This window comes from Devosia neptuniae (assembly GCF_025452235.1).
Classification (GTDB): Bacteria; Pseudomonadota; Alphaproteobacteria; order Rhizobiales; family Devosiaceae; genus Devosia.
On record NZ_CP104964.1, the window covers coordinates 522,573 to 532,786 of the forward strand.

5 protein-coding genes are annotated in these 10,214 nt (G+C 60.9%); 4 read left to right on the forward strand and 1 reads right to left on the reverse strand.

All coding sequences use genetic code 11. The annotated features are described in order from the left end of the window. Positions 1-84 precede the first annotated feature (84 nt). From N8A98_RS02480 to N8A98_RS02495, 4 genes are all read left to right on the forward strand, one after another. Positions 85-1,011: a DUF4007 family protein gene (locus N8A98_RS02480; protein WP_262165499.1), complete on the forward strand. Its 927-nt coding sequence runs from the start codon at positions 85-87 to the stop codon at positions 1,009-1,011. A 3-nt stretch (positions 1,012-1,014) separates the two neighbouring features. Then, the gene (locus N8A98_RS02485) at positions 1,015-4,464 is read left to right on the forward strand and encodes a hypothetical protein (protein ID WP_262165501.1); all 3,450 of its coding nucleotides are present in this window, start codon (positions 1,015-1,017) and stop codon (positions 4,462-4,464) included. After that, on the forward strand, positions 4,464-5,315 hold the full coding sequence (locus tag N8A98_RS02490; protein WP_262165502.1) for a phosphoadenosine phosphosulfate reductase family protein: 852 nt from the start codon (positions 4,464-4,466) through the stop codon (positions 5,313-5,315). Before N8A98_RS02485 ends, N8A98_RS02490 begins: the two co-directional genes overlap by 1 nt. Positions 5,316-6,174: 859 nt before the next feature. After that, a complete protein-coding gene (locus N8A98_RS02495) occupies positions 6,175-7,572 on the forward strand; it encodes an AlbA family DNA-binding domain-containing protein (RefSeq protein WP_262165503.1) in 1,398 nt (465 codons plus the stop codon). Positions 7,573-7,926: 354 nt separating this feature from the next. On the opposite strand, the gene N8A98_RS02500 is transcribed toward N8A98_RS02495, so the two are convergent. Beyond that, positions 7,927-10,083, reverse strand: coding sequence for a prolyl oligopeptidase family serine peptidase (locus N8A98_RS02500; protein ID WP_262165505.1), 2,157 nt, complete (start codon positions 10,081-10,083; stop codon positions 7,927-7,929). Positions 10,084-10,214 lie beyond the last annotated feature (131 nt).

The window sequence follows — 10,214 nt, forward strand, 5'->3', positions numbered from 1 at the left end:
ACACGAGCGCCGGCGACGTGCTACAGGCGGCGGAGGAAATCGCTTCGGCGATCGCCCAGGTAAGACAAACCCTGCAGGGCTCCCATGCTTGACCTCTCGCGCAACGGCGCAGGACCTTTTCGATTTTCCGGCCATGAAACATTCCCTTGCCGCTATGCGTGGCTGCCGAAGGCTTACCGAGCGATAGCCAAGGATCCACTGATCTTCTCCGACGAGGAGCGCAGTATGGTCGAGCTCGGCATCGGCAAGAACATGGTCCGCTCGCTACGCTTCTGGATGGATGCCATGGGTGTCGTTGAGCATGCGTCCGAGGCCGGGCATCGGCCCACCGAGTTCGGACGCATGGTGCTGGACGGGGCCGGACTGGATCCGTACCTGGAGGACGACCGTACCCTTTGGCTGCTCCACTGGAACGTCTCGTCGAGGGCAAATCCGACCCTGTTCGCCTGGGGTCACATGCTCTCTGAGTGGCCATATCCGGAATTCACCCGCTCCGAGGCCCTCAAGTCATTCCAGCGTCGGTCCGAAGAGCTGGGCCATAGACACTCGGAAGTCACGCTCGGCCAACACCTGGACGTTTTCCTCCACACCTACACCGGAACACAGGGTGCCAAGGTCGCCGTGGAGGATTCACTGGACGGACCGCTAGTTGGGCTCCGCTTGATCGTCCCGGCCGGCGAGAGAAGGAATGCGACGGGGCGATGGGAAACCGTTTACGCGTTCAGGAGGGAGTCCAAGCCGGACATCGGGGACGATCTTTTCGAGTATTGCGTCCGGGACTTCTGGGATCGGAACGCTCCGGGCGAATCAACGCTCCCACTACGGGCAGTGGCTAGCGCGTCAGGTTCTCCGGGGCAGGTCTTCAAACTCACCGAGGACGACGTCCGCCAGCGGTTGGAAGCGATCTCGCGCCGACCCGGGGCCTCGATCCGGTACCAACCCTCGGCTGTCCAAGGCATGATATACAAGGAAGGCCCTCGGGTCGATCTCGCAAGCGTTTACAGGGGATAGGCAATGGGCGACCCAGGAACAAGGAAACTTTCCGATCTCTTCCGCGTGCCGTCCCGGTTCCTTCGGTCCGTACAGCTGGAGCGGGATTTCTCCGACCCGCACGCGCTCGAGCATTACGTGGTCACGCCGGCGATGGCCGGGGCATGGGCCCGGATATCGAAGGGCGTCCAACCCGGTTCAACTCAGCGGGCGTGGCGCATTACCGGTGATTACGGCGTCGGGAAATCCTCATTCGCCTTGATGCTGGCCCATCTGCTGAGCGGCACGGACAGTCCTGAAGCCGGACGGATCGCCCGGACGATCGGCGCCGGACACGGTGCCGACCAACGTCGGCTTTGGCCCGTCCTGGTGACGGGAGCCCGCGAAGGATTCGCGGACGCGATCAAGCGGGGCATCGCCTCGAGCCTCGATCACATGGGCGAGGACCGGCGGAAGCGGGTATCGCAGTTGCGCGAGGCCCTGGAACCTGGCGGCAACGCGAACTCGCAGTTCGTCATCGACGATGTCCTGAAAGCGGTTCGCGAGGCGGCGAGCGCCGACGGCGCCGGCGTGATCCTGATCGTCGACGAGTTGGGGAAGCTGCTGGAACATGCAGCGCAGAACCCGGGCGGCGAGGATGTTTTCCTCCTCCAGCGCATTGCGGAAACGGCCTCGCGGAGCGGCGATCGGCCGTTCCTCGTCATCGGCCTGCTGCACCAGGGCTTCCACGCGTATTCCGAACGCCTTCCCGCGTCGGTCAGGCACGAATGGGACAAGGTTGCCGGACGTTTCGAGGAAATAGTTTTCGATCAGCCGCTCGCTCACACCGCCGCGCTAATCGCAGGTGCACTGGGGGTCACGGGCGTTCCCCCGATGGTGGTCGACGAGGCGAGGCAGGCTGCCCGCACCACCGGGACGATGGGCTGGCTCGGCGGCGCGACCAGCGGCTTGTCGACCATGGACGCCTCTTCGATCTACCCGCTCCACCCCACGCTGCTGCCTCCCCTGGTGCGGTTCTTCTCGCGTTTCGGTCAGAACGAGAGGTCCTTGTACGGCTTCCTCCTTTCGGACGAGCCTTTCGGACTGCAGAATTTCAGCGAGACAACCGAAGTCGGCGCCGGTTGGTACTCGCTTTCGGACATGTACGACTACGTGCGGGCGAACTTCGGACATCGCCTATCCGGGCATGGCTTCCAGAACCAGTGGCTGCGGATTGTGAACACCATCGATGCCCACAGGCATCGTCCCGACCTGGAGGTGCGCTTACTCAAGGCGGTAGGCTTGCTCAACCTCCTGGACTCCGACGATCTCCTGCCGACCGCAAGCGCCATTTCGGCCTGCTTCTCCTGGATGCCGCATGCGCATGTGACTGCAGCGGTGGGTGCGCTCCTGGATGCCGGCATCCTTTTCGACCGAGGCGAACGCACCGGTTTCAGGCTTTGGCCCAACACCAGCTTGAACCTGGAGACAGCATACCGCAACGCGGTTCGCACCTTGGGGCAGATCGAGGACGTGGCGGCCACGATGGCAAGGCTTGTCCCGCGACAGACCCTGCTTGCCCGGCGCCACTATCTCGAGAGTGGCACCATGCGATTCTTCGAGCTGCGTTGCGCCGCATGGAACGAGGAGGCGCGCGATGATGCCTATGCTGCGGGAGCGGACGGCTCCGTCCTTCTCCTGCTGCCCAACACATCCGAACAGCAACGCGCTGCTACCGAGACCGCGGCTGAACTGACGCTGGTCCACCCGGGACTGGTATGCGGGGTCACCAGGCCCGTCGCGTTCCTGGCACCGGAGGTATTGTCCGTCAGGAGTTGGGAATGGGTCCGGGACAACACGCCGGAACTCGTGGACGACCTCATCGCGTCGGAAGAGGTTTCCCGACAGATCCACGAAGCCAAGAGGTCGTTGGAGAGCCATTTCTCGGCGGTCTCGTCGATGCGGCGTGCTCCTTCCGCGGACGTCGGCTGGTTCCACGGCGGTGAACCGATGGAAGCCTCGAAGGGACTGGTCAACGAGCTGTCGAGGATATGCGACGACCGCTACGGCCTGGCCCCCAGGGTCGCCAACGAATTAATAAACAAGAACGCCATCAGCAGTGCCGCGTCGTCCGCCCGCATGAGATTGATCGAGGGCCTGTTCAAGAACGACCAAGTACCGCTGTTCGGCATAGACCCTACCAAGGCACCCCCGGAAAAATCGATGTACCTGTCGATTTTCGCCAAGGGAGGCCTGCACGTCCAGAAGGGAGACTCGTTCGAGTTGGTGGAGCCGTCGGGGGACGACCCCCTGCTGCTCTTCCCGACGATGCAGCGCATCATCTTCCTCATCCGCCAAGGGCTCGGAGGTAGGGTTTCGATCAAGATGATCCTGGACGACCTCCGGGGTGCTCCCTACGGGGTCCGCGATGGCCTGGCGCCGCTGTTGCTTGCATGCGTCCTCAAGATCCACGGGCATGAACTCGCCATGTACGAGGACGGTACATTCCTGGCCAAGTTCGGTCCGCTGGACTTCATGCGCCTGATCAAGGCCCCGGGCACGTTCGAAGTCCAGTACTGCAGTGTCGAAGGCGTGCGGGCCGAAGTTTTCGGCCGTCTGGCGGAGGCCTTCATCCGCGATCGCAAGGACCGCCGACCCGTCCTGCTGGACATCGTGACGGAGCTTAGCCAGTTCGCCGCCAGACTACCCGAGCAGACCCGGCGTAGCCGGAAGCTGGGCGCCACGGCCACCGCCGTGCGCGATGCCCTGCTTACCGCCACCGAGCCGGCCACCTTGATGTTCGTGACCTTGCCGATCGCGTGCGGGCTTCCCGCATTCGATCTCGAGGTTCCCGCGCCATCGGACCAAGCAGCGAATTTCGTCACTGCCTTGAGCGAAGCGATCGCGGAGCTGCAGACGGATTACAGCAGGCTTCTCGAGAGGATCGTGACATGCGTCGCGACCGCCCTGGGAGAGGAGCCGTCTAGGTTCGACAGGGACGTACTGGCGCGGCGGGCATCGGGAGTTTCGGTCGCAGCCAGGGAGCCCCGGTTGAGGGCGTTCGCCCTTCGCCTGCGTGACGCGGGTCTGTCCAAGGACGCCTGGGCCGAGGCCCTCGCCAGCCTGGTGATCGCGAAACCGCCGGCCAAATGGGCGCCGGGAGACGAAGCGCGTTTTGTGGAGGAGGTCGGTGTGCTTGCCGAGCTTTTCTCGAAGGTCGAGGCCATCGCCTTCGCCACGGCAGGCTCCACGGTTTCCGAGGACGCCGTCCGGGTGAACCTGACGCTCCCCGATGGTCGGGACTACGTGCGGGTGGTAAACGACTCCAGGCTGTCAAAGAAGGAAGAGGCTTCGCTGGCGGCCTTTTCCGATCTCCTCCCGCAAGGAGACGCGAAACGCATCCAGTTCCTCACCAATCTGCTCTTCCGCGAGTTGGAGAAGGCCGGGGACATGGAAGAAAGCGCCAACGCCACCAGCAACTCCGGAGCTGCATGATGACCGCCTATACGGCACAAATGGATTCCATGTTCACGGGCGAGCCGCCGCGTCATATACTCAGCCTCAGCGGGGGCAAGGACAGCGCGGCGCTGGCAATCTACCTCCGCGACCGTGTGCCGGATATCGAGTATATCTTTCACGACACGGACAAGGAACTGCCCGAGACCTACGACTACATTTCCAGGTTGGAAGCAGTCCTCGGAAAACCAATCGTTCGTACCACGCCGACCGACAGCTTCGATCATTGGCTGACGGTGTACCGAGGCATGCTGCCGTCGAACCACCGACGCTGGTGCACGAAGATGCTAAAGCTCAAGCCTTTCGAGGATTACGTCGGCAACGGCCCGGTCGTGAATTACGTGGGTCTACGTGCCGACGAGAACCGAACAGGATACATCAGCACCAAGCCGAACATCATGGCCGTGTATCCTTTCCAGGACGACGGTCTCGTACGCGCCGACATAATACGGATATTGGAGGACTCCGGCCTGGGTTTGCCGCCGTACATGAACTGGGGTCGAAGCCGGTCGGGTTGCTACTTCTGTTTCTACCAGCAGAAGATCGAGTGGGTTCGACTGCTCGAGACGCATCCGGCGTTGTTCGAACTCGCGATGGGATACGAGGAACGCTCGGTACAGTTCGGCGAACAGTTCTACTGGGTCAAGAACGAGCCCCTGCGCCAACTCAAGGAGCCGACCCGGGTCGAGAGGATCAAGCTCGATTGGGAGAAGAGCGAGCAGAGGAAGAAGGACCGTCGCGGCAACCGCTCCTTGATCGAGACGCTAGGCGGACTTGAGCCGGAAGACGACGGGCACCTCCGGGACGGTTGTCTGGTGTGTTCCATCTGACGAAGCCGATCGCGTCAAGTGTGTCGCCTGTCCACTGGTGTTTCAAACCAGCGATCTGAAAGACAGGAGGGGCGTCCGGGGCAGTCGACGCCTTGCCACTGCCAAAGCGGCACACAGGCGATGGCGGCATATTACATCTTCTCAAATTGTGCAGTCCTAGCTCTGATGGCCGGGCTGGGTCGCTCTCGCTAACCGACCACCGCCAGCGCGTCGGGCGCCGCGGCTCGCGGCAAAGCTGGCGGCAGCCAAATGAGCTGGTCGCGCGATCCTGCTGTGCCTGGTACTGGCCATCGTGGCCACGGCCTAGCTCGTCTACGTTCCACGCATGGATGGTATGAGTGGGCGCTTGCAATGCCGGAGACATATCCGAAAGGCATGGGCATCCACGCCACGTGCTCGCCGACATGAGCGAGCAGGGCGGCCACTTGTTCGCACAATATGCATTTTGGGATTCCGGTTTGGGCCGGCAGCGGAATGTCGGCTTTCGGGCGTGGCCGAGCAAGCAGACAGCAGTTGTTTGAATAGGCCACGCAGTACGGATCGACGGCCGAACTGCGACCTCTATGCCTGAGCTCGTTCCATCCAAACCAGTCGTCGTGCGCCACGTCGTGCTCATGGTGAGGGCGGTCGACTGGTGAATTTCTTATGGCATCGAAGTCCGGCGTCTGACTCTAGATGCTCAACCCTCAGCTTAATCGCCTTTCACCTAGTGTTGTGCTCGTCGTATGGGATCCCGACTTCCCGTGCCGCAGTGTTGTTAACGCCCTCAGCGAGATCGACGAAAGGTCTTCGCGTAAATGCGCTGCGCTGCTAGGTATTCAGCATGGGGACGACAAAGCGTAGCAAGACACTCAGCAAAATGACGCAAGCGTTGCTTGCAGAAGGTGAGAGCGAGCGTGCCGATTTCAAGAGGCTGCCGGACGGTATCAGTGCCGACGACCTCGTCGCCTTCGCCAACTCAGACGACGGCGGCAGCATCCTTGCAGGTGTCGATGAGAAGACGGTCGAGAATGTACAGGTCGGCATTGTTAGGGGCTGCGATGTCAGTGATGGCACCATCCTACAGATCCTGAATAAAGCCATGGGCTGTGTGCCACCCGTCTCGCTAAACATCCACATCGAAAACCTTACCGACAGGCCGATTCTACGGATCGAAGTCGTTTCGAGCCCCACACGCCCCCACTGTACGCCCAAGGGCGTCTATTGCCGTCGCGATGGCGCGCGAAACCGCGCCCTGCACCCATCAGAACTTCTCAAAATCTTCCTCGATACCGAAGCTCGCGCTTTCGCGTCACGGTTTGAGGCCGCGGCGGGCCGGATAACTGAGGAGCTGTCGGACCTCGAGCGGTCGCTAGATTCTAGTATTAGCAACATGGCCAGCCAACTCGGGTGGGCCGACATGCAACTCGGCGACACTGAGAGCACGCTGAGCACAATTCAGGCTCTGGTGACCCGTCTGACGCGAGAAACGGGCGACGTTTCAACCCGGCTGCGCACGCTGTTTCGTCAAGACAACCGCGACGATCCTGTGAAAGCGCGGGTGCGAGAGAAATACCTGCAAAATTTATACAAGGAAATCGTCGAAGACGACGGCATCTTTGACCATGTCGCGGCTGGCGGCGAGCTTACCGTGAAGGCGACTGGCGAACCTGTAATCGAGCTGACTGAAGACGAAATCCGGAGCGTCGTTGCAGAGGCAATCCAGAAGGCGCGGATGAAGGCTGACCTTCGCAACTACACAATTGAGGTCAAACCTCCCGGCCAGTGCACGGAAGTTGAACTCGACCACTTCGCTGCGATAGTCGCGCAAGGTGGGGAGGTGGCGGGCGGCCTGCGCGCACGGCTCGAGACCGCATTCAGGTTGGGCATTGTTGCCTATAATAGCGAAGTCGTCGGCACCGCGGCAATCAAGAAGCCAGCGGCAGTCTACCGGAAGAAGGTATTCGACAACGCAGGCAGTGCCCTGAACTCTGCTGCGTATCCCTACGAACTGGGCTGGATTTACCTTCAGGAGGCCCACCGGAAAAAGGGGCAGATGGGACGCCTCTTGACCGAATTGATGTTGGTGACGCGCAACAAGCCCGTCCTGTCCACGACACGGGTCAGCAACGAGATCATGCAAACCATCCTGAAAGAATGGGGGTTTGAGAAGGAGGGCAATCCATACCCTTCTGCGCAGCAGCCCAGCGAAATGATTCAGCTCTATCTGCGGAGCGCTCAAGAGGAGGCAGAAGAGACGACGAGACCTTATAGTTGAAGCACTCAAAGAGGTGCCGGCTTTGGCCGAAACAACCGGTAGCCGCCGTCCGCTCAAGTCGCTTGCTTGGGGGCGCGCACGAATTCGTGCAGTGCGAGGAAGAGGGCGCAAAGTGCCGGAGTGCTCTGCCTTGCTCAGTTCCGCTCTGGGGCAGGGGCGGTTACAACGGCAATGGCCGAATTGGGGCGCAGAGCTGCCGTCACCAACGGGGAAACGCCTTTGCTTCGATTCGCATAATATCGGTTGTGGGATTTCCGGTAAGCAAGCCGACGATCTGACGCTGAAATTCGCCGAAATATTCGTATCGTGCCGCGCAGAAGAGCCTTCTTCTGCGCGGCGCACTTGATCGACGTTTCAATCAAGGGGCCTGATCTCAAGCCCCGTCCAGCGAGCGGCGAAGGCCCACATGTCCGCGTGCTGATCGATCAGCTTGTCCAAGGGCATGCCGCCGCCGTGACCTGCACGCGTCTCGATGCGAGCAAGATGCGGTTTCGAGCCAAGTTCGGCTGCTTGTAGGGCCGCGACATATTTGAAGCTGTGTGCTGGTACGACGCGGTCATCGGCGTCGGCCGTGGTCACCAGAATGGCCGGGTAGTCGGTGCCGTCTTTGATCGCATGATAGGGTGAATAGGAGAGAAGGTTGCTGAACTGGCCGTGGTCATCCGGACTTCCATACTCAGCCGACCAGAGGGCGCCACCGGTGAACTTGTGATAACGGAGCATATCCATCACACCGACACCAGGCAGAACGGCATCAAACAGATCGGGTCGTTGGTTGGTGACGGCACCAACAAGCAGTCCGCCGCCTGACTCGCCCTGAATGGCTAGGCCGCTCCTGGTCGCTATGCCTTCATTCTTCAGGAATTCTCCGGCAGCGATGAAGTCGTCAAAGACATTCTGCTTGTCCAGGCGCTGTCCGGCAGTGTGCCAGGCCTGACCGTATTCGCCCCCGCCCCTGATATTGGCCACAGCGAAGACGCCACCCTGCTCGACCCAGGCGAGCCGAAGAGAGTTGTACTGGGGCAGCACGCTGATTCCGAACCCGCCATAGCCATAGAGCAATGTGGGAGCGGCTTCGGTCACATCACGGCGGCGAACGATGAACATGGGCACTTGGGTGCCATCCTTGGATCGGAAGAACCGCTGCTCGACCACAAAGCGGCTGAGATCCGCCGGGACGTCGGGCTCGGCCCAGGTCTTCACAGTATCGTCGTTGGCGTCATAGCGGTAAACGGTGAGCGGCGCGTTGAAGCTGTTGAAGACGAAGAACGCTTCATCCTCATTGGCGCTTCCGAAGAGGCCACCTGCGGTGCCGATGCCCGGCAGTTCAACCGCTCCATCCGGCGTGCCATCAGCTTTGAAACGGCGGATTTCAGACTTGGCATCAACAAGGTAAGTGATCAGGAGCTTGTCGCCGAGAAGCGCGATGTCGTTGAGAACGGCGCTACCGTCCGCTTCACCCACAATCTCGACGGGTTCTGGCTCGTCTTCGGCAAGATCGAGCGAGACGACACGGCGGCGTTCGGCACCATCGGTTGTGATCAGCATCAACTTGGTACCGTCGTTAGCAAACACCGTCCATTGGGCAGCCCAATCAGTCACGACAGGGCGCGGTGTCCAGTCACGGTCTTCCAGATCCACCACCGTCAGGGCGTTCTCATTGGTCCCGGGCGTAGAGTAAATTGTCAGGTAGCGTCCGTCCTTGACCCGTTCTGCAATGTGCAAGTACCCGTGGGTTTCCGGGGTCGAATAGATAAGGCGGTCCTTTTCCTGAGCGGTTCCCAAGGCATGAAAATACACAGCGTGGTTCGTGACATTAGCACTAGTTGCCACCCCGGCTTCTGGTTCAGGGCTACGGGAATAGAAGAAGCCCGATCCGTCCGGTACCCAGGCCAGTCGCGTGTAGCGGGCCCATCGCACGGTATCTTCGAGAACCTCACCAGTTTCCACGTCGAGGACCTTGATCGTCCGCCAGTCCGTGCCACCGGTCTGGACCCCATAGGCCAACAGTTTGCCGTCATCTGAAACACTCCATTCTCCGAGAGCGTCGGCATTGTCGTCCGACCAGAGATTGGGATCGATCAGAAGCCGGTCGACGTCGGCCCCTCCTTCACGGAAGAAGAGCGAGGCCTGGTTGGCCACGCCATCATTGCGCGTGAAGAAATAGCGGCTTCCACGCTTGATCGGCGGTTCGCTATAGCGTTCGTAACTCAGCAACTCGGTCATCCTTTTACGAAGGATGTCACGCCCGGGCAGGCGCTCGAGGTAGTCATCGGTCACCGCATTCTGCGCCGCAATCCACTCTGCGACGTCAGCGTTGTGAGCGGGATCGGCTTCGAGCCAGCGATAGGGGTCGACGATCTCATGACCAAAATGGTTCTCAATCACATCGATACGTTTGGTCTCGGGATACTGGATATCGGGCATCAGTCTTTCCTGATCTGATTGGGCGAAGACCGGGTTGGCCGCGATTGCCAGCAGAACTGCGGCAAGTGCTATACGTGGGGTCATTTGAGTACCTCGGGTTGGTGGCGTCCACGTCGACGCCTGCGTCAGCGCGCGACCATCAGTCGACACGGCCGTACGTCCTCTCAGTCTTCATTTCGGCTAGGGAGATGTTGGTGCAGCGACTGAGGCGAGCA

Bases quoted from the DNA above. Each gene is read 5' to 3' on its own strand.
- N8A98_RS02495 (WP_262165503.1), top strand. From the start codon at position 6,175: ATGACGCAAGCGTTGCTTGCAGAAGGTGAGAGCGAGCGTGCCGATTTC.
- N8A98_RS02480 (WP_262165499.1), top strand. From the start codon at position 85: ATGCTTGACCTCTCGCGCAACGGCGCAGGACCTTTTCGATTTTCCGGC.
- N8A98_RS02485 (WP_262165501.1), top strand. From the start codon at position 1,015: ATGGGCGACCCAGGAACAAGGAAACTTTCCGATCTCTTCCGCGTGCCG.
- N8A98_RS02490 (WP_262165502.1), top strand. From the start codon at position 4,464: ATGACCGCCTATACGGCACAAATGGATTCCATGTTCACGGGCGAGCCG.
- N8A98_RS02500 (WP_262165505.1), bottom strand. From the start codon at position 10,083: ATGACCCCACGTATAGCACTTGCCGCAGTTCTGCTGGCAATCGCGGCC.